General features: G+C 69.3%; 22 protein-coding genes and 1 tRNA gene. 14 read left to right on the top strand and 9 right to left on the bottom strand.

The window, feature by feature from the left end:
- Positions 1–28: 28 nt before the first annotated feature.
- Positions 29–709 (top strand): histidine phosphatase family protein, encoded by a 681-nt coding sequence (locus GT347_RS07370; protein WP_160551344.1) that lies wholly within the window; start codon positions 29–31, stop codon positions 707–709.
- On the opposite strand, the gene GT347_RS07365 is transcribed toward GT347_RS07370, so the two are convergent.
- Positions 696–2,432, bottom strand: a complete 1,737-nt coding sequence (locus GT347_RS07365) for a response regulator (protein ID WP_160551343.1) — start codon at positions 2,430–2,432, stop codon at positions 696–698. The two genes, GT347_RS07370 and GT347_RS07365, sit on opposite strands and share 14 nt — an antisense overlap.
- Positions 2,433–2,531: 99 nt before the next feature.
- On the opposite strand from GT347_RS07365, the gene greB reads away from it, so the two are divergent.
- Positions 2,532–3,092, top strand: coding sequence for a transcription elongation factor GreB (gene greB / locus GT347_RS07360; RefSeq protein WP_160551342.1), 561 nt, complete (start codon positions 2,532–2,534; stop codon positions 3,090–3,092).
- Here greB and GT347_RS07355 read toward each other — a convergent pair.
- The 4 genes from GT347_RS07355 to GT347_RS07340 all read right to left on the bottom strand — a co-directional run bounded on the left by GT347_RS07355 (position 3,089) and on the right by GT347_RS07340 (position 7,559).
- Complete coding sequence (locus tag GT347_RS07355) at positions 3,089–5,350, bottom strand: RelA/SpoT family protein (RefSeq protein ID WP_160551341.1); 2,262 nt, start codon at positions 5,348–5,350, stop codon at positions 3,089–3,091. The genes greB and GT347_RS07355 overlap by 4 nt on opposite strands.
- Positions 5,351–5,475: 125 nt before the next feature.
- Positions 5,476–5,676 carry a DNA-directed RNA polymerase subunit omega gene (gene rpoZ / locus GT347_RS07350; protein ID WP_160551340.1) on the bottom strand — a complete coding sequence of 67 codons (201 nt, stop codon included), beginning with the start codon at positions 5,674–5,676 and terminating at the stop codon, positions 5,476–5,478.
- Positions 5,677–5,705: 29 nt separating this feature from the next.
- The gene (gmk, locus tag GT347_RS07345) at positions 5,706–6,326 is read right to left on the bottom strand and encodes a guanylate kinase (RefSeq protein ID WP_160551339.1); all 621 of its coding nucleotides are present in this window, start codon (positions 6,324–6,326) and stop codon (positions 5,706–5,708) included.
- 315 nt (positions 6,327–6,641) lie between these two features.
- A complete protein-coding gene (locus GT347_RS07340) occupies positions 6,642–7,559 on the bottom strand; it encodes a YicC/YloC family endoribonuclease (RefSeq protein WP_160551338.1) in 918 nt (305 codons plus the stop codon).
- Positions 7,560–7,620: 61 nt separating this feature from the next.
- Here GT347_RS07340 and GT347_RS07335 point away from each other — a divergent pair, with 61 nt between their 5' ends.
- The 12 genes from GT347_RS07335 to GT347_RS07280 all read left to right on the top strand — a co-directional run bounded on the left by GT347_RS07335 (position 7,621) and on the right by GT347_RS07280 (position 20,537).
- Positions 7,621–8,661, top strand: coding sequence for a serine/threonine protein kinase (locus tag GT347_RS07335; protein WP_160551337.1), 1,041 nt, complete (start codon positions 7,621–7,623; stop codon positions 8,659–8,661).
- Positions 8,658–9,560 carry a PP2C family protein-serine/threonine phosphatase gene (locus GT347_RS07330; protein WP_160551336.1) on the top strand — a complete coding sequence of 301 codons (903 nt, stop codon included), beginning with the start codon at positions 8,658–8,660 and terminating at the stop codon, positions 9,558–9,560. Before GT347_RS07335 ends, GT347_RS07330 begins: the two co-directional genes overlap by 4 nt.
- A gap of 65 nt (positions 9,561–9,625) precedes the next feature.
- Entirely contained in the window at positions 9,626–10,384 is a 759-nt protein-coding gene (gene rph, locus GT347_RS07325; RefSeq protein WP_160551335.1) for a ribonuclease PH, read from the top strand.
- Positions 10,381–10,989 (top strand): RdgB/HAM1 family non-canonical purine NTP pyrophosphatase, encoded by a 609-nt coding sequence (rdgB, locus tag GT347_RS07320; protein ID WP_160551334.1) that lies wholly within the window; start codon positions 10,381–10,383, stop codon positions 10,987–10,989. The genes rph and rdgB overlap by 4 nt, the downstream gene beginning before the upstream one ends.
- Positions 10,986–12,221 carry a radical SAM family heme chaperone HemW gene (hemW, locus tag GT347_RS07315; protein WP_160551333.1) on the top strand — a complete coding sequence of 412 codons (1,236 nt, stop codon included), beginning with the start codon at positions 10,986–10,988 and terminating at the stop codon, positions 12,219–12,221. Before rdgB ends, hemW begins: the two co-directional genes overlap by 4 nt.
- 68 nt (positions 12,222–12,289) lie before the next feature.
- Positions 12,290–12,377: transfer RNA gene (locus tag GT347_RS07310), tRNA-Ser, on the top strand.
- 258 nt (positions 12,378–12,635) lie between these two features.
- Positions 12,636–13,487, top strand: a complete 852-nt coding sequence (locus GT347_RS07305) for an N-formylglutamate amidohydrolase (RefSeq protein WP_160551332.1) — start codon at positions 12,636–12,638, stop codon at positions 13,485–13,487.
- 45 nt (positions 13,488–13,532) lie between these two features.
- On the top strand, positions 13,533–15,071 hold the full coding sequence (locus GT347_RS07300; protein WP_160551331.1) for an ABC transporter substrate-binding protein: 1,539 nt from the start codon (positions 13,533–13,535) through the stop codon (positions 15,069–15,071).
- Between the two features lie 19 nt (positions 15,072–15,090).
- Positions 15,091–16,050 carry an ABC transporter permease gene (locus tag GT347_RS07295; protein ID WP_160551330.1) on the top strand — a complete coding sequence of 320 codons (960 nt, stop codon included), beginning with the start codon at positions 15,091–15,093 and terminating at the stop codon, positions 16,048–16,050.
- Positions 16,028–16,888, top strand: a complete 861-nt coding sequence (locus tag GT347_RS07290) for an ABC transporter permease (RefSeq protein WP_160551329.1) — start codon at positions 16,028–16,030, stop codon at positions 16,886–16,888. The genes GT347_RS07295 and GT347_RS07290 overlap by 23 nt, the downstream gene beginning before the upstream one ends.
- Complete coding sequence (locus GT347_RS07285) at positions 16,885–18,801, top strand: dipeptide ABC transporter ATP-binding protein (RefSeq protein ID WP_160551328.1); 1,917 nt, start codon at positions 16,885–16,887, stop codon at positions 18,799–18,801. Before GT347_RS07290 ends, GT347_RS07285 begins: the two co-directional genes overlap by 4 nt.
- Positions 18,798–20,537, top strand: a complete 1,740-nt coding sequence (locus GT347_RS07280; RefSeq protein ID WP_160551327.1) for a HutD family protein — start codon at positions 18,798–18,800, stop codon at positions 20,535–20,537. The genes GT347_RS07285 and GT347_RS07280 overlap by 4 nt, the downstream gene beginning before the upstream one ends.
- A 100-nt stretch (positions 20,538–20,637) precedes the next feature.
- On the opposite strand, the gene GT347_RS07275 is transcribed toward GT347_RS07280, so the two are convergent.
- Genes GT347_RS07275 through GT347_RS07260 form a run of 4 tightly spaced genes read right to left on the bottom strand, consistent with a single transcriptional unit; the run spans position 20,638 to position 23,911 of the window.
- Entirely contained in the window at positions 20,638–21,333 is a 696-nt protein-coding gene (locus GT347_RS07275) for a GntR family transcriptional regulator (RefSeq protein ID WP_160551326.1), read from the bottom strand.
- Between the two features lie 4 nt (positions 21,334–21,337).
- A complete protein-coding gene (locus GT347_RS07270) occupies positions 21,338–22,237 on the bottom strand; it encodes a polysaccharide deacetylase family protein (protein WP_160551325.1) in 900 nt (299 codons plus the stop codon).
- A 13-nt stretch (positions 22,238–22,250) separates the two neighbouring features.
- A complete protein-coding gene (locus GT347_RS07265) occupies positions 22,251–23,048 on the bottom strand; it encodes an ABC transporter permease (RefSeq protein ID WP_160551324.1) in 798 nt (265 codons plus the stop codon).
- Positions 23,045–23,911 (bottom strand): ABC transporter permease, encoded by an 867-nt coding sequence (locus tag GT347_RS07260; RefSeq protein WP_229722779.1) that lies wholly within the window; start codon positions 23,909–23,911, stop codon positions 23,045–23,047. Before GT347_RS07260 ends, GT347_RS07265 begins: the two co-directional genes overlap by 4 nt.
- Position 23,912: the final 1 nt, after the last annotated feature.

Below are 23,912 nucleotides of genomic sequence, written 5' to 3'. Positions count from 1 at the left end.
GGACGCGGTCCGGCTCGATAATCGAGACATGACCGAACTGATCCTGATCCGCCACGGCGAAACCGACTGGAACCGCGCGATGCGCTTTCAGGGCCAGACGGACGTCTCGCTCAACGCCGCAGGCCTGGCCCAGGCCCAGCGCCTGGCCGCACGGGTGGCGGCCGAGACGGTGCACCACCTCGTCTCCAGCGATCTCCAGCGGGCCTGGCAGACCGCCGAGCCCGCCGCCGCCCAGCTCGGCCTGCCGGTGGCGGCCGACACCGGCCTGCGCGAGCAGTGCTTCGGCGTGGCCGAAGGCCTGACGGCGGCCGAGATCCGCGAGACCCGGCCGGCCGACTGGGCGCGCTGGACATCCTTCCAGGCCGACCAGTCCTTCGAGGGCGGCGAAAGCACCCGCCGCTTCCACACCCGCAGCATCGCCGCCATCCGCGCGCTGGCGGCAGCCCACACGGGCCGCACGCTGCTGCTGGTGACGCATGGCGGCGTGCTCGACATGGTGTTCCGCACTGCCCGAGCGCTCAGCCTGGACGGGCCGCGCATGGCGGAGATCCCCAACGCCGGCTTCAACCGCGTGCGCATAGCCGCGGACGGCCACATCGACATCCTGGTCTGGGCCGATACCGCGCATCTCGACGGCCTGCCGTCCCAGCCGGTCTACGACCAGACCCGGCTGGCCCGCGAGGCCGCCGGCCCGCTCAATCCGGCGTGATCCGCCGGGCCAGGGCGCTGTGCACCTTGGCCAGCAGCTGCTCGGCGCCGAAGGGCTTGACCAGCAGCTCCATGGTGTCGCCCAGGAACTGCGCGCGCATCGAGGCCTGCTCGGCATAACCGGTCATCAGCACCACCCGGATGCCGGGATGGGTGTCCTGCGCGAAGTCGGCCAGCTGCCGGCCATTGGGGCCGGGCAGGCCGACATCGGTCAGCAGCAGGTCGAAGCGCTGCCCGCCCGCGAGCTGCCGCATGCCCTCGCCGCCGCTGGCCGCCTGGGTCACCTGCAGGCCGTGGCCTTCGAGCAGTTCCACGACCAGCTGGCGCACCGTGTCGTCGTCTTCCACCACCAGCACGGCGGCGTGCGCGCCGTGCAGGCGTTCGGGTGGCTGTGAAGCATCGGACCCGGCAGGCTCGGCGGCATCGCCCAGCTCCGGGCTGCGCGGCAGGTACAGGCGCACCACGGTGCCGGCGCCGACCTCGCTGTCCATGGCCACATAGCCGCCCGACTGGCGGGCATAGCCGTAGATCATCGACAGGCCCAACCCCGTGCCCTGGCCCAGCGGCTTGGTGGTGAAGAAGGGATCGAAGGCCTTGATCAGCACGTCCGCCGCCATGCCCACGCCGCTGTCGCGCACGACCACCCGCACATAGTCGCCCGGCGGCAACCCGGCCACGCCGCCGACCGCCCTGGGCGTGAGCTGCACGTTCTCGGCCAGGATGTGCAGGCTGCCGCCGTCGGGCATGGCATCGCGGCCGTTGATCGCCAGGTTGAGCACCGCGTTCTCGAACTGATGCAGGTCGGTGGTGGCCCACCAGAGGTCCGGCGGAATCTCCAGCGACAGGGCCACGTTCTCGCCGACGGTGCTGTCCAGCATCGCGTGCAGCCCCGACAGCGCATGGGCCAGGTCGGTGGGCCGCGAATCCAGCGGCTGGCGACGCGAGAAGGCCAGCAGGCGCTGGGTCAGCGCGGCGGCGCGCTGGGCCGAGGCCAGGCCGGCGCTGACGTAGCGGGCCACACCGTCCGCATCGCCCGCCTGCGCCTTGCGCTGGATCAACTGCAGCGGCATCACGATGCCCTGCAGCATGTTGTTGAAGTCGTGCGCGATGCCGCCGGTGAGCTGGCCGATGGCTTCCATCTTCTGCGACTGGCGCAGCTGGGCTTCGGTGTGGGCGAGTTCGCGGCTGCGTTGCTCCACCCGCTGTTCCAGGCTGTCGGCCAGCTTGCGCTGGGCCTGCCGGGCATCGACCTGGACGGTGGTCTCGGTGCAGACGCACAGGGCGCCCTCGACCGCGCCGGTGGCGTCGCGTACCGGCAGATAAAGGTAGGAGACGTGGATCAGCTCCGCGCTGCCGTTGCGCTCGGTGCGAAAGGGCACGTCGTGTTCGTGCAGGCCCTCGCCCTGGAAGACGCGGTCGAGCGCCGGGCCGACGACGTCCCAGGCTTCCGGCCAGATCCGGTCCATTGGCTGGCCGAAGGCGGCCGGATGGCGCCGGCCCAGGATCTCGGCATAGGCCTGGTTGTAGAGCATCAGGCGTCGCGGCCCCCAGGCCAGGCGCATGGGCTGCGGCGCGTCGAAAACCATGCAGGCGGTGGTGCGCAGGTGCTCCGACCAGGCCTGCGGCGCGCCGAAACCGCTGCCCGCCCAGTCGAAGTCCCGCAGCAGCGGCGCCAGCGGACCGCTGGTGGGCAGATGGGGCAGGGGGATGGCGGGTGCGGGCATGGAGGCGGGAGAACGGATCCGCCATTGGAATTTGCCTCGGGCCCGGCCGGGTATCGGGTCGCAACAGGACGGGCCTCGCCGCCATGGCACAGTCACGCCATGAGCAAGGCTTTCACCAAGGAAAACGACGAGGCGCCCGAGGACGACGAGGACGGCGCCAGTGCGCCTGCGATACCCGCCGGCACCCGCAACTACATGACCCGGGGCGGCTACGAGCGCATGCGCGCCGAGCTGCTGGAGCTGATCGACGAGGAGCGGCCCAAGATCGTGGAGATCGTGCACTGGGCCGCCAGCAACGGCGACCGCTCCGAGAACGGCGACTATCTCTATGGCAAGAAACGCCTGCGCGAGATCGACCGGCGCATCCGCTTCCTCACCCGCCGCCTGGAGATCGCCGAGGTGGTCGATTCCAGCGTGCATGCGGGCGGCGACCAGGTCTTCTTCGGCGCCACGGTGACCTACGAGGATCCGGAAGGCGAGGCCACCACGGTGACCATCCTGGGCATAGACGAAGCCGACAGCGCGAAGCAGCAGGTGAGCTGGGTCTCGCCCATCGCCCGGGCGCTGACCAAGGCGCGGGTGGGCGATGTGGTGAAGCTGGCCACGCCGGGCGGCGTGCAGGAGATCGAGATCGTGGCCGTGCGCTACGACCCGGTCTAGCCCGCCGGCAGCACCCGCCGGGTACGCAGCACCGAGGGCGTGCGCGCCAGGTTGCGCAGGGCGGCGTCCAGATGCGCCTTGTCGCGCACCTCGATCACGAAACGCAGGTCGGCGGTATCCAGACCGGCCTCGTCGCCCATGTCCACGTGGGTGATGTCCACCTCCGAACGCGCCAGGTCGGCCGACACCCGCGCCAGCACGCCCTTGCGGTTGGTGACGGTGACGACCACGCCGGTCTCGAACAGGCGCGTGGGCTCGTCGGCCCAGGCCACGGCGATGAAACGCTCGCTGTCCTTGTACTGCAGGCGCGAGGCCACGGCGCAATCCTTGTGGTGCACGGTGAGGCCCTCGCCCCGGCCGAGATAGCCCAGGATGTCGTCGCCCGGCACCGGCCGGCAGCATTTGGCGTACTGCACCGAGCCGGTCTCGCTGCCGTCGAGGATGACGGCGCCCTGCGAGATGCGTTCGTGCGAGCTGTAGCGCTCGCGGGTGAGCAGCAGGGCGTCGGGCTTGGCGCCGAGTTCGGCCAGCAGCGTCACCAGGCGCTTGGCGACGATGCTGGCGATGCGTTTGCCCAGGCCGATGTCGCGCAGCAGCTCGTCCGGATCGCGGCTGCCGGTGAAACGCAGCAGCTTGTCCCAGATCGCCTGGTACTCGGGCGTGTGTTCCGGGAGGCGCTCGATGCCTTCGGATCGCAGGGCCTGGGTCAGCAGCTTCTCGCCCAGGTCCTGCGACTCGGTCTGTTCCAGCGTCTTCAGGTAGTGGCGGATCTTGGAGCGGGCCCGGCCGGTGCGCACGAAACCCAGCCAGGCCGGGTTGGGCCGCGAGCCGGGCGCGGTGACGATCTCGATCACGTCGCCGTTCTTGAGTTCGGTGCGCAGGGTGACCTGCTCGCCGCCGATGCGCGCGCCGACGGTGCGATCGCCCACGTCGGTGTGGATGGCGTAGGCGAAATCGACCACGGTGGCGCCGCGCGGCAGGGCCATGATCTGGCTCTTGGGCGTGAAGACGTAGACCGCGTCGGGGAAGAGATCGACCTTGACGTGGTCCCAGAACTCGGCGGCGTCGCGAGTCTCGTACTGGATGTCGAGCAGCGACTGCAGCCACTGCGCGCCCAGGCGTTCGGATGCGTTGGAGGACTCGTCGCCCTTGTACATCCAGTGCGCGGCCACGCCGGACTCGGCCACCACATGCATCTCCTCGGTGCGCATCTGGAACTCGATGTTGATGCCCGAGGGGCCGACCACCGTGGTGTGCAGCGACTGGTAGCCGTTGACCTTGGAGATCGCGATGTGGTCCTTGAAGCGGCCCGGAACCGGCTTGTACATCTGGTGCAGCAGGCCGAGCGCGGTATAGCAGTCGGTCACGCCGGGCACGATGACACGGAAGCCGTAGATGTCGGTCACCTGGGCGAAGCTCAGGTGCTTGTCGGTCATCTTGCGGTAGATGGAGTAGAGCGTCTTCTCGCGGCCGTCGATGCGCATCTGCATCATGGCGGCGTCGAAGGTGCTTTCCACGTCGGCCTTCACCTTCACCAGCAGGTCGCGCCGCCGGCTGCGCGCACGCGCCACGGCCTTGGCCAGCGTCGCCTGGCGCCAGGGGTGCAGGTAGCGGAAGGACAGGTCCTGCAGCTCGCGGTAGGTGAGGTTCAGGCCCAGGCGGTGGGCGATGGGGGCGTAGATCTCGAGTGTTTCCGAGGCGATGCGGCCCCACTTGCTGCGCGGCATGTCGCCCAGCGTGCGCATGTTGTGGGTGCGGTCGGCGAGCTTGACCAGGATCACCCGCACGTCGCGCGCCATGGCCAGCAGCATCTTGCGGAAGGACTCGGCCTGGTTCTCCTCGCGGGTGTTGAACTGCAGCTTGTCGAGTTTGGTGAGGCCGTCGACCAGCTCGGCCACGGTGACGCCGAAACGCTCGATCAGCTCGGCCTTGGTGACGCCGCAGTCCTCCATCGCGTCGTGCAGCAGGGCGGCCATCAGCGCCTGGGCATCGAGCTTCCAGGTGGCGCACAGGGTGGCCACCGCGATTGGATGGGTGATGTAGGGCTCGCCGCTGTTGCGCATCTGGCCCAGGTGGGCGGCGTCGGCGAAGCGGTAGGCCTGGCGCACCTGCTCGATCTCGGCCGGGCCCAGGTAGTCGAGCGCCGCGGTGAGCGAGGCGAAGCTGGCGGCGGCGGCATTGGCCGCGGCAGCGTGGGGCGAAGCGCCGCCGGCAAAGGCGGGATGGCCCGGTGTCACCGTAGTTGAAAGCGCGTTCATGGCAAGACTTTAGCGCGGGGCCCAAAGCCCTGTGTCGCGCGTTGCAACGGCCGCGGCGTCAGCAGGGGCCAACAAAAAAGCACCGCGCAGCGGTGCTTTTGGTGTTCGGCGGGGCCGAAGTCTGGTCACGGAACGCGTTTGAGCATCTCGATGCCGACCTTGCCTTCGGCGATCTCGCGCAGCGCGGTCACGGCCGGCTTGTTCTTGCTTTCGATCTTGGGGGCGTGGCCCTGGCTCAGCATGCGGGCGCGGTAGGTCGCGGCCAGCACCAGCTGGAAGCGGTTGGGGATTTGCTCAAGGCAGTCTTCGACGGTGATGCGGGCCATGGATGGTCTCGAGGAAAGTGGTGGGGCGATCAGCCGATCGCAAGGGACTCGAAGGTGTCGGGTCTGGCACGGCGCTGTGCCGCGAACTTGAGGCGCTGGGCGTGTACGACCGCTTTGAGGTCGAAGAGCGCGCTGTCAAATAACTCGTTGATTATAACGTAGTCGAATTTGTGGGCCTGGGCCATCTCGGTGGCGGCGTTCTGCAGGCGCAGTTCGATGATCTCGGGCGAGTCCTCGCCCCGCCGCTCCAGGCGGGAACGCAGCTCCTCCCAGCTCGGCGGCAGGATGAAGATCATCACCGCGTTGGCGAAGGTGTCGCGGATCTGCACCGCGCCCTGGAAGTCGATCTCCAGGATCACGTCCTGGCCCTCGGCCACCCGGTCCTCGATGGCGCGCTTGGAGGTGCCGTAGCGCCGGCCGTGCACATGGGCCCATTCCACGAAGCCGTTGCCGGCGATCATGGCGTCGAACTCCGGATCGGAGGCGAAGAAGTACTCGCGCCCGTGCTTCTCCTGCCCGCGCGGCGGCCGGGTGGTGTGGGAGATGGAGAGCTTGACCCGGGAATCCACTTCCATCAGCGCCTTGACCAGGCTGGACTTGCCTGCCCCGCTGGGGGCCGACACGACGAAGAGGTTTCCGGGGTAGTCCATAGGGTCGGGGGCTGTCAGGTGGCGGGCGAAGGCGTTGGGGCGGTATTGTGCCTGCGACAGTCTGGCCGGATCCAAACCTAAGGATGGGTCGCGCCGGCCGCCATGGTCACAAAGCTTAGAAGCGGTCTTCGCGGTCGCGACAGTTCTCCGTGTTCGACCCCCTGGCGATGCCGGCCAATCGGTCAAACGCAGGATCCGGCTTCCGGCGCGCGCCTGGCGCGGCCTTGCGTCCGTGCGCCTGTTGGTCGGTGCGCGCTTCGTTGGACTGCAGTGCACCCTGGGAAAGCGCTGGCATGTCGTGTTGCACATCTTGCCTCACTCCAGGTTTTGCACCTGCTCCCGCATCTGCTCGATCAGCACCTTCATGTCCACGCTGATGCGGGTCATCTCCAGCACGGCGGATTTGGAGCCCAGGGTGTTGGCCTCGCGGTGCAGTTCCTGGATCAGGAAGTCGAGCCGCTTGCCCAGCTCGCCGCCCTTGGCGAGCAGGCGGTCGATCTCGTCGAGGTGCGAGGCCAGGCGGGTGAGTTCCTCGGCCACGTCGATGCGGATGGCGAAGGCGGTGGCCTCCGACAGGGCGCGGTCCTGCGCCGCCTCGGGCAGGGTGGCGCCTTCGGTCAGGGCCATGGCCTCGGTCCAGCGTTCCAGGAAACGCTGGCGCTGCTGCTCGACGAGCTGCGGCACCAGCGGCGCGGCGGTTTCGGCCAGGATGCGCAGCTGGGCGGTATGGCCCTTGAGCATGGCGGCCAGCCGGGTGCCTTCGCGCTTGCGGGCGGCCAGCATGCCGGCGATGGCTTCGTCGAGCAGCTCCAGCACGGTGTCGGCCGGTTCCGAGCCGCGGCCTTCGCTGCCGCCGGCCAGGCGGATCACGTCGGAGACCGACAGCGGCGCGGCGCGCGGCAGCCAGGTCTGGATGTTGTCCTGCAGCGAGACCAGCTTCTGCAGCAGGCGGGTGGAGGGATCGGGCAGGCCGCCCTCGGCATCGCTCTCCAGTGCGGCGCGTACCTCGACCTTGCCTCGCTTCAGCTTGGCCGTGATGCGTTCGCGCATCGCGGCCTCGTGCTGCCGGAACTCGTCGGGCAGCCGGAAACTGAGGTCCAGGAAGCGGCTGTTGACCGAGCGGATTTCGAGGCCGAGACGGCGGGCGGGGATGCTGCGGGCGGCGCCTTCTGCGGGCGTAGCGGCAAGCGCTCGCTGCGCGCTGGCGTAGCCGGTCATGCTGTAGACTGCCATGAGCTTCACGGATCGTTGAGACGCTCCGAGAATAACGGGTCGCAGACCCCCACTGCCCGCAATGCCCGCTGCCGCGCCCACCAGATCCAAGCCGTCGTCGCTCACGCCCGATACGATGGTCGGCGGCTACCGCATCGTGCGGCGCATCTCGGCCGGCGGTTTCGGCATCGTCTACCTGGCGCGTGCCCCCGACGGGCAGTACGTGGCGGTCAAGGAATACCTGCCCGCATCGCTGGCCAGCCGCGCCGTCAACGAGCTGGTGCCCTATGTGGTGCCGGAAAAACTCTCCCTCTACCGTCTCGGCCTGAAGAGCTTCTTCGAGGAAGGCCGGGCGCTCGCGCAGATCTCGCACACCTCGGTGGTGAGCGTGCTCAACTTCTTCCGCGAGAACGAGACGGTCTACATGGTGATGAACTACCTGGAGGGCGACACCCTGCAGGACTTCATCATCGCCGCGCGCGAGCAGCGCACGCAGAAGGTGTTCCGCGAGTCCACCATCCGCTCGCTCTTCGACGAGGTGCTGCGCGGCCTGCGCATCGTGCACCAGCACAAGATGCTGCACCTGGACATCAAGCCGGCCAACGTCTTCCTCACCGACGACAACAAGGCGGTGCTGATCGACTTCGGCGCGGCCCGCGAGGTGCTCAACAAGGAGGCCTACTTCGTCCGCCCCATGTACACCCCCGGCTTCGCCGCGCCGGAGATGTACAAGCGCGACGCGGTGCTCGGCCCCTGGACCGACATCTACGCCGTCGGCGCCTGCATGTACGCCTGCATGCAGGGCTTTCCGCCCAACGACGCACCGCAGCGCCAGAAGAAGGACCGGCTGGCGATCGCCATGTCCAAGCTGCGCGGCGTGTATTCCGACCATTTGCTGGAAGTGGTGCAGTGGTGCATGGCGCTCGATCCGGTGGCGCGGCCGCAGTCGGTGTTCGCGCTGCAGAAGGAATTCGGCCGGCTGATCGAGCGGCGCTACACACCGCTGTCGATGCGCGAACGCCTGCGCCTGCAGATCGACCTGCTGACTACCGATGGCAGCCAGCACACCCGTCGTCCGGCCTCGGCCCCCGAACCGGCACGTCCCGCCGGGAGCAATCCGTGAAGTTCAACGTCTTCCAGGTCAGCCGCAAGGGCGGCCGCCAGAAGAACGAGGACCGCATGGGCTACAGCTACACCCGCGAGGCGGCGCTGTTCCTGGTGGCCGACGGCATGGGCGGCCATCCCGAGGGCGAGGTGGCGGCGCAGATCGCGCTGCAGGCGGTCTCCACCATGTTCCAGAGCCGCGCCCGGCCACGCCTGCTGGATGTACGCGCCTTTCTCGACGAGGCCGTGCTCTCGGCGCACCGGCAAATGATGGCTTACGCGGCCAGCAAGTCCATGCCCGACAGCCCGCGCACCACCGTCGTCGCCTGCGTGGTGCAGGACGGCGCGGCCACCTGGACGCATTGCGGCGATTCCCGGCTCTACCTGGTGCGCAAGGGCGAGCTGCTGACGCGCACCCGCGACCATTCCTATGCCGAGTACCCCGAGGTGGGTGTCTCGCTGGGCCGCCAGTCGATCAACCGCAACGTGCTGTTCACCTGCCTGGGCTCGCCGGTGCGGCCCATGGTCGATCTCTCCGATGCGATGCCGCTGCAGGGCGGCGACCGCATCCTGCTCTGCTCGGACGGCCTGTGGAGCATCCTGTCGGACCGCGAGATCACCGCGGTGCTCGGCGCCCGCCCGGTGGCCGACGCGGTGCCGGAGCTCGTCGAGCGCGCGCTGCACGGCGGCGGCGCGGCCAGCGACAATGTCACCGCCGTGGCTTTCGAATGGGAGTCGGCCGAGGCGGTGCCGCCGGACGTCTCCACCGATGCGCTGTCCGACGCGGACGCCTTCGCCTCCACCCAGCAGGCCGAGGATCCGGCCGATTTCCGCGAACTCGACGATGCCGCGATCGAGCGCTCCATCGCCGAGATCAACGAAGCCATCCGCCGCACCACCAGGCGTTCGGGCCGCTAGCCGGCCATGGCTCCGTGCGGACGCACGGGGCCCTCCGTTTTTCCTTCAACGTTTTCAGTTTTGCCATGACTTCTGCCACCACCCCCGTCCGCCAGGGCCGCGCCGCCGACGCGCTGCGCACCGTCCGCGTCACCCGCGGCTACACCATGCATGCCGAGGGCTCGGTGCTGATCGCCTTCGGCGACACCAAGGTGCTGTGCACCGCCTCGGTCGAGGAGAAGGTGCCGCCGCACAAGCGCGGCTCCGGCGAAGGCTGGGTCACCGCCGAATACGGCATGCTGCCGCGCGCCACCCACACCCGCAGCGACCGCGAGGCCGCGCGCGGCAAGCAGAGCGGCCGCACGCAGGAGATCCAGCGCCTGATCGGCCGTTCGCTGCGCGCCGTGTTCGATCTCTCCAAGCTCGGCGAACGCACCATCCACCTCGACTGCGACGTGCTGCAGGCCGACGGCGGCACCCGCACCGCCGCCATCACCGGCGCCTTCGTGGCGGCGCAGGACGCGGTCGCCAAGCTGCTGGCCGTCGGCAAGCTGCAGGCCTCGCCGATCACCGGCCAGGTCGCCGCGATCTCGGTCGGCATCGTCGGTGGCGTGCCGCTGCTCGACCTCGAATATGTGGAAGACGTGGCCTGCGACACCGACATGAACGTCGTCATGACCGGCGCCGGCAGCTTCGTCGAAGTGCAGGGCACGGCCGAGGGCGTGGCCTTCACCCGCGCGGAGATGGACCAGCTGCTGGCCCTGGCCGAGAAGGGCATCGCCGAACTCGTCGCCCTGCAGACCGCCGCCCTGGCCGAGCCCCTGCCGACCAAGGGCGCCGCATGAGCCAGCGGATCGTCCTGGCCTCCAACAACGCCGGCAAGCTGGCCGAGCTGGATGCCCTGTTCGCGCCGCTCGGCGTGGAACTGGTGCCGCAGAAGGCCCTGGGCATCGGCGAGGCGGAAGAGCCCTTCCGCACCTTCGTCGAGAACGCCCTGGCCAAGGCCCGTCATGCCGCGCGCGAGAGCGGCCTGTGGGCCATCGCCGACGACGCCGGCCTGTGCGTGAACGCCTTCGGCGGCCTGCCCGGCGTGGACACCGCCTACTACGCCACGCAGTTCGGCTACGCCAAGGGCGATGCCAACAATGTGCGGGCGCTGCTGGAACAGATGCAGAACATCGACGACCGCCGCGCCGCCCTGGTCAGCACCCTGGTCGGCGTGCGTTCGGCCGACGACCCCGAGCCGCTGATCGCCTCCGGCCGCGCCGCCGGCGAGATCGTGCGCGAGCCGGTCGGCGAGAACGGCTTCGGCTTCGATCCGGTGATGTTCCTGCCGCAGTTCGGCAAGACCTTCGCCCAGCTGCCTGCGGCCGTGAAGAACTCGGTCAGCCACCGGGGCATGGCCGCTCGCGCGATGGTGGAACTGGTGGTCGAGCGCTGGATGGCATGAGCTCCATTCCCATCGTCCCGGCGGCGCCGGAGCGCGGCGACGGCGCCATCTCCGATCCGGTGCACTACATGCGCATGGGCACGCTGCGTTTCGGCGCGCCGCCGCCGCTGTCGCTGTACGTGCACCTGCCCTGGTGCCTGAAGAAGTGCCCCTACTGCGACTTCAACTCGCACGAGGCGCGCGGCGGCGTGCCGGAAGAGCGCTACATCGATGCCCTGATCGCCGATCTGGAAGCCTCGCTGCCCCTGGTCTGGGGCCGCACCGTCATCAGCATCTTCTTCGGCGGCGGCACGCCCAGCCTGTTCTCGCCGGAGTCGATCGAGCGGCTGATCGGCGCCATCCGCGCCCGGCTGCGCCTGTCGGCGGAGTGCGAGATCACCCTCGAAGCCAACCCCGGCACCTTCGAACGCGACCGCTTCCGCGCCTTCCGCGCGGCCGGCGTCACCCGCCTGTCGGTGGGCGTGCAGACCTTCGACGACGATCATCTGAAAGCCATCGGCCGGGTGCACGACGGCGCCCAGGCGCGCGCCGCGCTGGAGGAGGCCGCCACGGCCTTCGACACCTTCAACCTCGACCTGATGTACGCGCTGCCCGGCCAGACCATGGCGCAGCTCGAATCCGATGTGTCGACCGCCCTGTCCTTCAATCCGCCGCACCTGTCGATCTACCACCTGACGGTGGAGCCCAACACCTACTTCGCCAAGTTCCCGCCGCGCCTGCCGGAGGACGACGACGCCTACGACATGCTCGACCGCATCACCGCCATGACCGGCGCTGCCGGCCTGGAGCGTTACGAGATCTCCGCCTATGCCCGCGGTGACCACGCCTGCCGCCACAACCTGAACTACTGGCGTTTCGGCGACTACCTGGGCATAGGCGCCGGCGCGCACGGCAAGCTGACCTTCGCCCACCGGGTGGTGCGCCAGGTGCGTTTCCGCGAGCCCGAGCTCTACATGCGCCAGGCCCTGGCCAGCCGACCCTTGGCGCAGGAGAACGACGTGGCCCGCGCCGAACTGCCCTTCGAATACATGATGAACACGCTGCGCCTGCGCGACGGTTTCGACCTGGAGGATTTCAGCGCCCGCACCGGCCTGCCGGTCACCGCCATCGCCAGGCCGCTGGAGAAGGCCGAGCAGATGGGCCTGATCGAACGCGACCTGCACCATGTGCGGCCGACCGAGCGTGGTTTCGACTTCCTGAGCGACCTGCAGGGCCTGTTCCTGGCGGATTAGCGGCCGGCCCGGCGCCGCCGCTTAGAATCGCGGCCGCAGTGCCTGCGCAACGCAGGCGGCCGATCACAGGAAGCGTGGCAGAGTGGTCGATTGCACCGGTCTTGAAAACCGGCGGCCCGCAAGGGCCCGTGAGTTCGAATCTCACCGCTTCCGCCAACGAAAACCCCAAGTAATTGTTTTGCTTGGGGTTTTTTTCTTGAGCGGTGTTCTTGTCCAAGCTTCGGTAGCGCGGCGTCGCGTGACCGAACTGCCGTTCGATCAGCTGCAAGCCGCTGGCGGCCATGAGATGGAAAAACACGCTTGACGGTCGTCATGAACGCGTCATAGACTGAAAAAAGGAAAACGATTTCCCAAAATGGGAAAACGGTTTCTCAGCCTAAAGGAAGTCATATGTTCGCAATTCCAGGCGTTCTCATGCGCCGTGACCCGGTCAGTGGTGCCGCGCCTGCACCGCTGCTTTTCGACATTCCCCGCAGCGGCCGCTGGTACCCGGGCGACTTCAAGCCCGCGACGAGTTTCGATCTCGTGCAGGCCTCCGTATCGATGTATGTGGAGGAGTTGTACGAGCGTGTGGTCGATGCCGGCGCCACCTGGCTCTACGCTTTGTTCCCGAACGCCTACATCGACGCCAACCGGCACGAAACCGACTTCGGTCCGGAGCAGCTCGCAGGGCCCTGGACCGGGCATCTGGAGCCCACCGAGAAGACGCGGCTGGGCATCGGCCTGATCCACAGCGTGGCAGGCCGCGACCGCATTCCGCTCTACGACCGGCCACTGGAAGTGAGCGACGTGCGCCAGCGTATAGACCGCTACTTTCTTCCCTACCACGGCGAGCTCGGGCGGGTGCTGGCCGCCTACCGCGAAACGCACGGCGTTTCCTACCATGTAAGCTGCCACAGCATGGCGTCCATCGGCGGCGCCTCCACCCTGGACCACGGTGCGCAGCGTTCCGAATTCGACATCGGCGACCGGCATGGCACGAGCTGCGAGCCGGCATTCACGGCGCTGGTCTGCGACACCCTGCGCGGCTTCGGCTACCAGGTCACCAACAATTTCCATTACGCCGGCGCGGAGTCGGTCCGTCGGCATTCGAAGCCCGGCCAGGGCAGCCACAGCCTGCAGATCGAGATCCGCCGCGGCCTGTACATGGACGAGGCCCGCAGCGTGCCGAACGCCGGCTTCGCCTCCTTGCAGGCGCACCTGACCGAGCTTTCCAGGGTGCTGGCCGACTACGCCCGGTCGCGCGCCGCCGCGCCGTCCGCCTGACGTCCCCGATCGCCCATTCTTTCACCACCCTCGCGGAAACCACCGATGACCAAGACCACGACGAAAGCGTTCTCGCCAGCCGCCGCTGTGCGCTACCTGTTGCCCGCGTGGGTGGCGGCCACCGTGTGGCTGGGGGCGCCGGGCACGGCGCTGGCGGCGCGTGACGACGTGGTGGCGACCATCAACTCGAACGTCAACAATTTCTACCCGGCCGCCGGCACCACCGGCGAGGACTACAACGCCGGCAACCTGATGTTCAACGGCCTGGTGCGCATCACCCAGGACCTGAAACTCGAACCCGAACTCGCCACCGCCTGGAAGTCGAACGCGGACGCCTCCGAGTGGACCTTCCAGCTGCGGCGTGGCGTCAAGTTCCACAACGGCGCCGATTTCACCGCGGCCGACGTGGTGCACACCTTCAAGCTGCTGGGCGATCCGGCGCTGGCTTCGCGGGCGCGCTCCACGGCCGACATGATCAAGACGATCGAGACGCCCGATGACTACACGGTGAAGTTCGTGCTGAAGGAGCCCTACGGCGCCTGGCCCGACATGATGATCGAGCGCCAGCTCAAGATCGTGCCGGCGAGCGTGCCCCTGGCGGAGTTGCGGGTGAAGCCGGTCGGCACCGGTCCCTTCATGTTCGATTCGTACACGCCGGGCGACAAGCTGGTGCTCAAGAAGAACCCGAACTACTGGGAAAAGGGCCTGCCCAAGCTCGCCAGGGTGACGCTGCGCATCATGCCGGAGGACGCGGCCAAGATCGCCGCGCTGTCCTCGGGCGACGTGGACATCCTGTGGAACGTGCCGCTGGAATCGCTGCAGGAGATCAAGGCCAAACGGGCCATCACCGTCGATTCGATCCCTGCCGGCACCTGGGACGGCTTCGTGCTCAACAACCAGGCCAAGCCCTTCGACGACGTGCGGGTGCGCCAGGCGATGCTGAAGGCGATCGACAAGCGGGTGCTGGTGCAGGTGGCGCTCTTCGGCGAAGGCGCGCCCACCCATACGCCCATCCCGGCAAACCACCCCTACTTCGCCAGGAACATCGGCTTCGCGCCGGACGTGGCGGGCGCCAAGCGCCTGCTCGCGGCGGCGGGTTATCCCAACGGTTTCAAGATCACGCTGTCGGTGCCGGTGGGCCGCCCGACACGCGAGCGTGCCGCCGTGGCGCTGCAGCAGATGCTGAAGAACGTGGGCATCACCGTCGCGCTCGAACGTGTGCCCTACAGCCGCTGGGGCGCGACCATCGCGGGCAAGGCTCCGTTCTACATGGACGGCTACCTGCCGCGGCCGACGCCGGATACCGCCACCTACCCCTGGTACCACAGCACCGGCTCCTGGAACCAGCAGATGTGGCACTTCAGCAGTCCGCGCATCGACCAGACCCTGGAGGCCGCGCGCCGCACGCCCGACCCGGCCCAGCAGCGCGACCTGTACATCCGCTTCCAGGAGGAAGCCCTGCAGGAAGTGCCGGGCGTGGTGATGTACAGCATCAACTTCGCCACCGCCTTCCGAGCCAATCTGCAGGGTTTCCACACGCACCCCTACACCTGGCTGGATCTGCGCACCGCCTACTTCCCGTAAGCCCTCACGCGCCGCCCCCATGTTCGGCTACCTCTGCAAACGCATCGTCTACATCGCCTTCACCGTGGCGGTCATGTCGGTGCTGGTGTTCTGGATCACCCAGGTGCTGCCGGGCAATGTCGCGCACACCATCCTCGGGGATTTCGCCAAGCCCGAGGACGTGGCGATGCTGGAGCACAAGCTCGGACTGGACCAGCCGGTGCACACCCAGTACCTGCGTTGGGCCGGCAGCCTGCTGCGCGGCGATCTGGGCCAGTCGCTGGTGATGAACCGGCCGGTGGCGTCGGTGCTGTGGGACGCGGTCGGCCGTTCGGCGATGCTGGCGGCGCTGTCCTTCGCGATGGTCACGGTGTTCGGCATCTGGCTGGGCATCGCGGCCGGCATCCGGCATGGCCGTTGGACGGACCGCATCATCTCCACCGCCACCTACGTCAAGCTCTCGGTGCCGGAATTTTTCTGGGCCATCCTGCTGCTCATGCTGTTCTCGGGCTACCTGGGCTGGCTGCCGGCCACGGGGTACAGCAGCCCCGACGAAGGCATCGCGCAATGGCTCAGGCACCTGGTGCTGCCCTCGGTCACCCTGGCGCTCGGCCTCATCGCGCATGTCTCGCGGCTCACCCGCAGCAGCGTGATCGACGTGATGCAAAGCCCCTACATCCGCGCCGCCCGCGCGCGCGGCGTGCCCGAGGGACGGCTGGTGCGGCGGCACGCGCTGCGCAACGCCCTGCTGCCGACGGTCACCGTGCTGGCGATCGACATCGGCGTGCTCATGGGCGGCGTGGTGGTGGCCGAGACCATCTTCTCCTACCCCGGCCTCGGACGGCTGCTGATCCAGTCGATCCAGCAGGCCGACATTCCCATGGTGCAGGCCGCCATGATGGTCGTCACCTTCGTGTACGCGGCGGCCAACCTGCTCGCCGATGTGCTCTACGCCTTCCTGAACCCGAGGATCCGATATGGCGGCGCTGCCGGTCACTGATACACGCGGCCGGGCGCCGCACGGGCTTCCGCGCCCGCTGCTGGTCGGCCTCATCCTGCTGGCGGCGGTGCTGGCGCTGGCGATACTGGGCCCCTGGCTCGCGCACTACGACCTCGACGCCATGGCGGTCGAGATGCGGCTTCGCCCGCCGAGCGCCGAGCACTGGCTGGGCACCGACGAGTTCGGGCGCGACGTGCTGAGCCGGCTGCTCCACGGCGCGCAGTCCTCGCTCCTGATGGGCTTCGGCGCCACCGCGCTCAGCGTGCTGGTGGGCGTGCCGCTGGGGCTGGCGGCCGGCTACTACCGCGGCCATGTGGACGAGATCGTCATGCGCACCGTGGACGTCATGATCTCCGTGCCGCCCATCCTGCTCGGCCTGCTGATCTTGTCGGTCACCACGCCCAACATCTGGAAGACGATGGCGGCGGTCGGCCTGGTCTACGTGCCGATCATGGTGCGGCTGGCCCGCAGCGTGACGCTGGAGGTAGCCAGCGAGGAGTTCGTGCAGGCGGCCCGGGCGCGGGGCGAACGCGGCGGCTACCTGCTGTTTCGCGAGATCCTGCCCAACGCCTGGCCGCCGCTCATCGTGGAAGCGGCCCTGCGCATCACCTTCGCCATCATGCTGGGCGCCGCACTGAGTTTCCTGGGCCTGGGCGTGCAGCCGCCGGCATCCGACTGGGGCCTGATGATCTCGGAGGCCCGGCCCTACCTCCAGTCGGCCCCCTGGATCGCCTGCGCGCCCGGGCTGGCGCTCTGCGCCACCGTGCTGGCCATCAACTGGATCGGCGACGGCCTGCGTGTGGTGCTGGACCCCCGCCTGAAGCGGAGGGCGGCATGAGCGCCGCCGCCGTGCTGTCGGTCGATGACCTGTGCGTGGCCTATGGCGGCGGGCCGTCGCCGGTGCGGGTGCTGCGCGACGTGAGCCTGTCGATCCGCGCCGGCGAGGCGCTGGGCCTGGTGGGCGAATCCGGCTCCGGCAAGAGCACGGTGGCCGCCGCGATCCTGGGCCTGCTGGGCGATGGCGGCCGGGTGGAGTCCGGCCGCATCGCCTTCAAGGGACAGGACCTCGCCACGCTGGAGGAAACGCAACGCCGCTCGCTGCGCGGCGCGGCGGTGAGCATCGTGTTCCAGGACCCGTTCACCTCGCTCAACCCCGGCATGCGGGTGGGCGCGCAGATCGCCGAGCCGCTGATGCTGCACCGCGGGCTGGACCGGGCGGCCGCCGATGCCGAGGTGCTGCGCCTGCTGGCCGAGGTGCAGATGTCGGATCCGGCGCGGGTGGCGCGTGCCTATCCGCACGAACTCTCCGGCGGCATGAAGCAGCGCGCGCTGATCGCCGCGGCCCTGGCCTGCGATCCGGCGCTGCTGATCCTGGACGAGCCGACCACCGCGCTCGACGTGACGGTGGAAGCGCAGATCCTGGCGCTGCTCGAATCGCTGCGGCGCACGCGGGCATTGGCCATCCTCTTCATCAGCCACAACCTGGCCGTGGTGTCGCGGCTGTGCGAGAACATCAGCGTGCTGTACGCGGGCGAGGTGGTGGAGCAGGGCGCCACCGCCTCCGTCCTCGCGGCGCCGCGCCATCCCTACACCAAGGGGCTGCTGGCCGCCATGCCCGGCACGGTGGCCCGCGGCGAGCGGCTGTCCACCATCGCCGGCCGCCTGCCCTCGCCGGGCGAGGCCGGGCAGGGCTGCGTGTTCCGCCCACGCTGCCCGTTCGCGACAGAACGCTGTGCGACCGAAGCACAGTGGCTGATGCAGGGGGCCGCAGGGCCCGGGCACCTGGCGCGCTGCTGGCGTGCCGACAGCCTGGCCGGCACCGGCTGGCCGCGCGACGCCGTGCCGCGCGCGACGGCTCCCCTCGCCACGCCGGGCGAGCCTGCCGCCCCGCTGATCGCGGCGCACGGCCTGGTGCGCACCTTCGAGACCCTGGGCTGGCTCGAAAGCCTGCACCTCGACTGGCGCGCCGGCGGCTGGCCGCTCCGGCAGCGGCCGCGCCATCTGCGCGCGGTGGACGATGTGTCCCTGTCCATCGCGCCCGGTGAAATCGTCGGGCTCGTCGGCGAAAGCGGCTCGGGCAAGACCACGCTGGGCCGCTGCATGATCGACCTGGTGACCCCGACATCCGGAACGCTGCGGGTCGCGGGACAGGATCTTCTGTCGGCCCGAGGCGCCCGTCGCCGCGCGCTGCTGGGCCGTGCGCAGATCGTGTTCCAGAACCCCGACTCCTCGCTCAACCCCCGCAAGACGGTGCGCGACATCCTGGCGCGCCCGCTGGTGCTGTTCGGGCTGGCGCAGGGTGCGGCGCTGGAGCGGCGCGTCGACGAATTGCTCGACATGGTGCGCCTCGGCAGCCACTATCGCACCCGCTATCCCCATCAGATGAGCGGGGGCGAGAAGCAGCGCGTCGGCATCGCGCGTGCCCTGGCCACCCAGCCCGAATTCATCGTGTGCGACGAGGCGGTGTCGGCCCTGGACGTGTCGGTGCAGGCCTCCGTGCTGAACCTGCTCGCGGACCTGCGCGACACCCTGGGCGTGGCCTATCTCTTCATCTCGCACGACCTGTCGGTCATCGGCCATATCGCCGACCGTGTGGCGGTGATGCACCGCGGGCGCATCGTGGAGCAGGGCCCGGCCGAACAGGTCATGAACGCGCCAATGCATGCCTACACGCAGGGCCTGCTCGCCTCCATTCCCCGCATCGCTGGTGCGCGCGGGGGCCTCGCGGTTTCCGGCACCATGTCCGCATGACGACAGACAGCAGGAAATCGCGGCGGCCGGCCAAGCTCGACGACGTGGCGCGGCTGGCCCAGGTGGCCAAATCGACCGTTTCGCGGGTGCTCGGCGGTGAGAAGACCCTCGCCATCCGCCCCGAGACGCGGCAGCGTGTGCTCGATGCCATCGCCGCCCTCGGGTATCGGCCGGACGCCCGGGCGCGCGGCCTGCGCACGAAACGCTCGCTCACCATCGGCCTGGTCGTGCCCGAGATCGACAACTTCGCCTTCACCACCATCATCCAGGGCGCCCAGCGCGCGGCCCTGGCGCGCGGCTACACCCTGCTCATCGCCTTCACGGAAACCGCGCATCCCGACCGCGCGCTCTACCGGCGGCTGGTGCACGACAACCAGGTCGACGGCCTGCTGGTCACGACCATCCGCAATCCCGAACTCAACGCGGACCTGGAGGCGCTCGACATTCCGCTGGTGCTGGTCAACCGGGAACTGGGCCCCGGCAAGCGGGCCGTCATCGTCGATTACCGGGCCGGCGCGCAGGCAGCGGTCATGGCGCTGATCCGCCTCGGCCACCGCCGCATCGGATACCTTTCCGGCCCGCTGCAGAACAACTATCCCGGCGAGCGCCGGCTCGCCGGCGTCACCGAAGCCCACGCGGTCGCCGGCCTGCGCTTCGACCCGTCGCTGATGCGCGAATGCGACTACAGCCGGGCCGGCGCCGCCGAGGCCGCGAGCCGCCTCTTCGAACTGCCGGACGGCCCGCCGACCGCGCTGTGCGCGGCCAACACCGTCATCGCGGCGGGCATCCTGGCGGCCGCGGCCGCACGCGGGCTTTCGGTGCCGCGCGACCTTTCCCTGGTGGCCCTGCTGGACGCCCCCACGGCGGAGATGCTGACCCCGACGGTATCGGCCGTGCAGTTTCCCTTCTTCGCGCTCGGCCAGACGGCCGCGGACGATCTGATCGACGCGATAGAGGACGCACGGGCGATCCAGCCGACGAAGGTGCTGCCGCCGACCGGGCTGGTGGTGCGGGAGTCCATGGGCCCGTGCAACGCCGGACCGCCGCGCATCGCCGTGCGGGCCTTGCCGCTCGAACCCTGGAAGAACGGCGCGGGCGTGCTGCAGCACATCGCCGCGGGCCGCTTCGGCCCGGCGGAGTCCACACGCGACCCCTCGGCACGCGAAGGGTTCGACTGGCAACTCAGCCTGGCCACGCTGGAAAAGGACGCGCCGTTCTCCCATTTCCCGGACATCGACCGCATCTCGGTCCTGGCCGCGCCGGGCCCGGTGGTGCTCACCGGGCCCGAAGCCGTGCTGCATTTCGACCGGCCGGGCGACATCCACCGCTATGCCGGCGAAGGCCCGCTGGCCTGCAGCCTGCCCGCGGGCGAAACCCGCTTCTTCAACATCGCGCTCGCGCGCGGCAGGGCCACCGCGCGGGTGGCGGCGCACCGGTCTGCCGGGCGGATGGCGCCGGAGGCCGCGCCGGTCCGGCTGGTGTTCGCCGCACAGGGCGGTTGCGCGCTGGTGCTGCAGGCCGCCGGGGGCATGCCGGCCACCAGGCTGCAGCTCGCGGCCGGCGATGCCATACGGCTCGACGGCGAAACGCGTGCCATCGATCTGCTGCCCGACACCGCCGACACCTGCGTGGTGGACGTACGCCTGTTCGACCCGGCGACCGCCTCCTCCCCAGCATGCGAGGCAGCCGGCCCCGCACACCTCGGTGGCGCGCCCACATCCAGCGAAACGCGATGACGACTCCCTGACGCCAGCGAGACCATGGCCTGCTGCGTGGCCCAGGTCACCGTTGCCAGCCAGCTTCTGCGCCTGCGGACGTCAGTGTCGAAGACCCGCCTTATTCGGCCGCCGCGGTCGATTCCGCCCACAAGCCGCGCAGCAGCGCCACGGCATCCAGCGCGGTGGACGAAGCGCGCGGCTTGAGCCGTGTCTCGATCAGCGACAGGTGGGCCCGCATGGCCCGTGCCGCGCCTTCGCCGTCGCCCTTGAGCAGCGTGTCGAAGATGTCGCAGTGTTCCGCGCAGGCGCACTGCATGGCATTGCCGGACTCGTGCACCGCCACCAGCATGGAGGTGCGGCTGACCAGTTCCTGCATCTGCTGCACCACGAAGTGGTTGCCGGTGGCCTCGGCCAGCAGCATGTGGAAATGGGCTGACAGGCGCACGGATTCGCCGCGGTCGCCGGCTTCCAGGGCCCGGGATTCTTCCTGCAGGTGCTGGCGCAGCAGGGCGCAGGCCGCTGCGTCCAGGGTGGGCGCCAGGTGCGACACGATGCCGCTCTCCAGGATGCGGCGCGCCTCGTAGATGTCGCGGGCCTGCGCCAGGGAGGGGGTGGCCACGAAGGCGCCCCGGTTGGGCACCAGCTCGATCAGGCGGTTGGTGCCCAGGCGCTGCAATATCTTGCGCATGCGTTCGCGGCTCAGGCCGAACACCTCGGCCAGCGCGGACTCGCGCAGGGGCGTGCCGGGGGCGAGGCGCCCGCCCAGCAAGGCACGCGACAGGGTGCGGTACACGGCGTCTTCGGCATCTCTCATGGCGTCATTGTCGGGTAGCGGCGATCCAGTGCCGGGCGATCTGCTCACGGGTCGCCACCCATGCGCCGCCCCGCGTCGCGATGTGCTGCAGGATGCGCTCCAGCGCGCCGATGCGGCCGGGCCGGCCGATCATGCGCAGGTGCAGGCCCACCGAAAGCATGCGTGGCGTGTCCGCGCCCTCGCGCCACAGCCAGTCGTAGGCGGCGCAGACATATTGGGCGAATTCCTCGCCGGTGCCGAAGCGCTGCGTGTTCTGGAACTGCATGTCGTTGGTGTCGAAGGCGTAGGGCAGCACCAGGTGCGGCCGGCCGTCCACCAGCACGTCGTAGGGCGTGTCGTCGTTGTAGGCGTCGCTGTCGTAGAGGAAGCCGTGCCGGGCCAGCAGGCTGCGGGTGTGCGCGGTGGCGTTGGAGCGGGTGTGCCAGCCCACTGGCGGCCGGCCGACGACGGCGGCGATGGTGTCGCGTGTGCGGGCGATGGCCGCGCTTTCCTGTTCGGGATCGAGATCGGTTCCCTTCTCCCAGCGCCAGCCGTGGGCCGATACCTCGTGGCCTTGCGCGCTGGCATGGCGCGGCAGCCAGGGCGAGCGCTCCACCGCCCGCCCGCAGGAACTCAGCGTGTAATGGCCGCCGTGCTCGGCGAACAGCCCGGCGATGCGCCAGTAGGCGACACGGGTGCCGTATTCGAAATGGCTGTCGATGCACCGGTCGGGCGCAGGCTGCGGGTCGATGACCTCGTAGATGCCCTCGTTGCGGGCATCGCCGTCGGTCATGGAGAACTCCGCGCCCTCCTCGAAATTGACCACGAAGGACACGGCGACCCGGGCAGCGCCGGGCCAGCGCACCGCGGGCGGGTGTTCGCCGTGGCCGATGAAGTCGCGCGGTGGCGGCAGGGGAGGGCTCATGGTGGGAAGAGGTCTAGAACTGGGCCAGGCGGCGCATGCCCACCAGCCGTTCGGCGATGAACAGGACCACGATGGCCAGCAGGATCAGGCAGGCCGAGATGGCGGCGATGGTGGGGTCGGGCGACTCTTCGAGGTAGTGCAGGATCTCGATCGGCAGCGTCCGGCTGCGGGCGTCGGTCAGGAAGATGGAGATGGGGTAGTTGTCCATGGACGCCAGGAAGGCGAACAGCCCCGAAGTCAGGAAGGCCGGTGCCAGCGCCGGCACCAGCACCTGCAGCAGCGCCCGGGGCCGCGACAGGCCCAGCGTCTGCGCCGCCTCGATCAGCCGCATGTCGAAAAGCGCCAGGCTGGCGTGCACCGTGCGGGTCACATAGGGCAGGGTGATGACGACATGGCCGATCAGCAATGCGGTCGTCACGTCCTGCAGCCCGATGTAGCGCAGCGCCTGCAGCAGGGCCACGCCCACCACCAGGCCCGGCATGAGCATCGGCGAGACCAGGAAGGCCAGCAGCGCCTCGCGGCCCCTGAAGCGGCCGTGCTCGATGGCGATGGCGCACAGCGTTCCCAGCACCAGCGCGCACAGGGTCGACACGGCCGCCACGAACAGCGACAGCATCAGCACGTCGCCCAGGCCGTCCTTACGCAGCATCGCCCGGTACCAGCGCAGCGACCAGTTGCCGTCCGGCAGGTTGAAGACCGAGGAGCCGCTGAAGGACACCAGCGTCACCACCACCAGCGGCGCCAGCATGAAAACGGCTGTGAGGGCCAGCAGCAGGCCGCCGGCCCAGCGGGGAAACAGGGTGGTTCTCATGCGGTCGATCCTTTGCCGTTGGCGTTGCGCTGCTGCAGCAGGCGGGTCAGCCAGGTACTGCCGACCACGATGGCCACCGCGATCACCAGCAGCACCACCGCCAGGGTGGAGCCGGCCTGCCGGTCGCGCATGAACAGATAGGCGCGCGCCATCAGGGCGGGCAGTGTCTGGTAGCGGTCGCCGATGAGCAGCGAGGGAATGACGTACATCGACACCGACATCGAGAACACGAAGGCGCAGCCGGTGACCACGCCCGGCAGCGAGAGCGGCCAGGTCACCCGCAGCAGCGTGCGCAGCGGCCCGGCGCCCAGGGTGGCGGCCGCCTCGGCCAGGCGCGAATCGATCTGGCGGGCGACGGTGAAGATGGGCAGCACCATGAAGGGCAGGAACACATGCACCGCCGCGATGACCAGGCCGCGCTCGTTGAACAGCATCTTCACCGGATCGTCGACCAGCCCCAGCCCGAGCAGCGCCTGGTTCACCAGGCCGTTGCTGCGCAGCAGGATGGTCCAGGCGAAGCTCTTGACGATGACGCTGACCGACAGCGGCAGGATCAGGGTCAGGAACATCAAGCCCTGCACCGGCACCGAGGCGCGCGCCATGGCGAAGGCCACCGGATAGCCCAGCAGCAGGCAGATGCCGGTGACGATGCAGGCGATCTTCAGCGTGTTCCACACCACCTGCGCGTGGTAGGCGTCGCCGAAGAATGCGGCATAGCCCTGGAGGCCGAAACCGCCGTCGGCGTTCTGGAAGCTGCTGGCGAGCAGGATCAGCAGCGGCAGCGCGAAGGCCAGGCCCAGGTAGCCGGCGCCGGGCAGGGCCAGCCAGGCCAGCCGGCCTCGGGTGGAGCGGTCGGAGTCCATG

This window comes from Xylophilus rhododendri, from assembly GCF_009906855.1.
GTDB lineage: Bacteria > Pseudomonadota > Gammaproteobacteria > Burkholderiales > Burkholderiaceae_C > Xylophilus > Xylophilus rhododendri.
Note: the sequence above shows the minus strand (reverse complement) of the source record. Positions and strands in the feature narration are given on the sequence as shown.

Excerpts from the sequence above, each read along its gene's own strand:
- GT347_RS07260 (WP_229722779.1), bottom strand. The coding sequence starts at position 23,911 with ATGGACTCCGACCGCTCCACCCGAGGCCGGCTGGCCTGGCTGGCCCTG.
- GT347_RS07265 (WP_160551324.1), bottom strand. The coding sequence starts at position 23,048 with ATGAGAACCACCCTGTTTCCCCGCTGGGCCGGCGGCCTGCTGCTGGCC.
- rdgB (WP_160551334.1), top strand. The coding sequence starts at position 10,381 with ATGAGCCAGCGGATCGTCCTGGCCTCCAACAACGCCGGCAAGCTGGCC.
- GT347_RS07270 (WP_160551325.1), bottom strand. The coding sequence starts at position 22,237 with ATGAGCCCTCCCCTGCCGCCACCGCGCGACTTCATCGGCCACGGCGAA.
- GT347_RS07365 (WP_160551343.1), bottom strand. The coding sequence starts at position 2,432 with ATGCCCGCACCCGCCATCCCCCTGCCCCATCTGCCCACCAGCGGTCCG.
- gmk (WP_160551339.1), bottom strand. The coding sequence starts at position 6,326 with ATGGACTACCCCGGAAACCTCTTCGTCGTGTCGGCCCCCAGCGGGGCA.
- GT347_RS07285 (WP_160551328.1), top strand. The coding sequence starts at position 16,885 with ATGAGCGCCGCCGCCGTGCTGTCGGTCGATGACCTGTGCGTGGCCTAT.
- GT347_RS07335 (WP_160551337.1), top strand. The coding sequence starts at position 7,621 with ATGCCCGCTGCCGCGCCCACCAGATCCAAGCCGTCGTCGCTCACGCCC.
- GT347_RS07355 (WP_160551341.1), bottom strand. The coding sequence starts at position 5,350 with ATGAACGCGCTTTCAACTACGGTGACACCGGGCCATCCCGCCTTTGCC.
- GT347_RS07340 (WP_160551338.1), bottom strand. The coding sequence starts at position 7,559 with ATGGCAGTCTACAGCATGACCGGCTACGCCAGCGCGCAGCGAGCGCTT.
- greB (WP_160551342.1), top strand. The coding sequence starts at position 2,532 with ATGAGCAAGGCTTTCACCAAGGAAAACGACGAGGCGCCCGAGGACGAC.
- GT347_RS07275 (WP_160551326.1), bottom strand. The coding sequence starts at position 21,333 with ATGAGAGATGCCGAAGACGCCGTGTACCGCACCCTGTCGCGTGCCTTG.
- GT347_RS07305 (WP_160551332.1), top strand. The coding sequence starts at position 12,636 with ATGCGCCGTGACCCGGTCAGTGGTGCCGCGCCTGCACCGCTGCTTTTC.
- rpoZ (WP_160551340.1), bottom strand. The coding sequence starts at position 5,676 with ATGGCCCGCATCACCGTCGAAGACTGCCTTGAGCAAATCCCCAACCGC.
- GT347_RS07280 (WP_160551327.1), top strand. The coding sequence starts at position 18,798 with ATGACGACAGACAGCAGGAAATCGCGGCGGCCGGCCAAGCTCGACGAC.
- GT347_RS07290 (WP_160551329.1), top strand. The coding sequence starts at position 16,028 with ATGGCGGCGCTGCCGGTCACTGATACACGCGGCCGGGCGCCGCACGGG.
- hemW (WP_160551333.1), top strand. The coding sequence starts at position 10,986 with ATGAGCTCCATTCCCATCGTCCCGGCGGCGCCGGAGCGCGGCGACGGC.
- rph (WP_160551335.1), top strand. The coding sequence starts at position 9,626 with ATGACTTCTGCCACCACCCCCGTCCGCCAGGGCCGCGCCGCCGACGCG.
- GT347_RS07300 (WP_160551331.1), top strand. The coding sequence starts at position 13,533 with ATGACCAAGACCACGACGAAAGCGTTCTCGCCAGCCGCCGCTGTGCGC.
- GT347_RS07295 (WP_160551330.1), top strand. The coding sequence starts at position 15,091 with ATGTTCGGCTACCTCTGCAAACGCATCGTCTACATCGCCTTCACCGTG.
- GT347_RS07370 (WP_160551344.1), top strand. The coding sequence starts at position 29 with ATGACCGAACTGATCCTGATCCGCCACGGCGAAACCGACTGGAACCGC.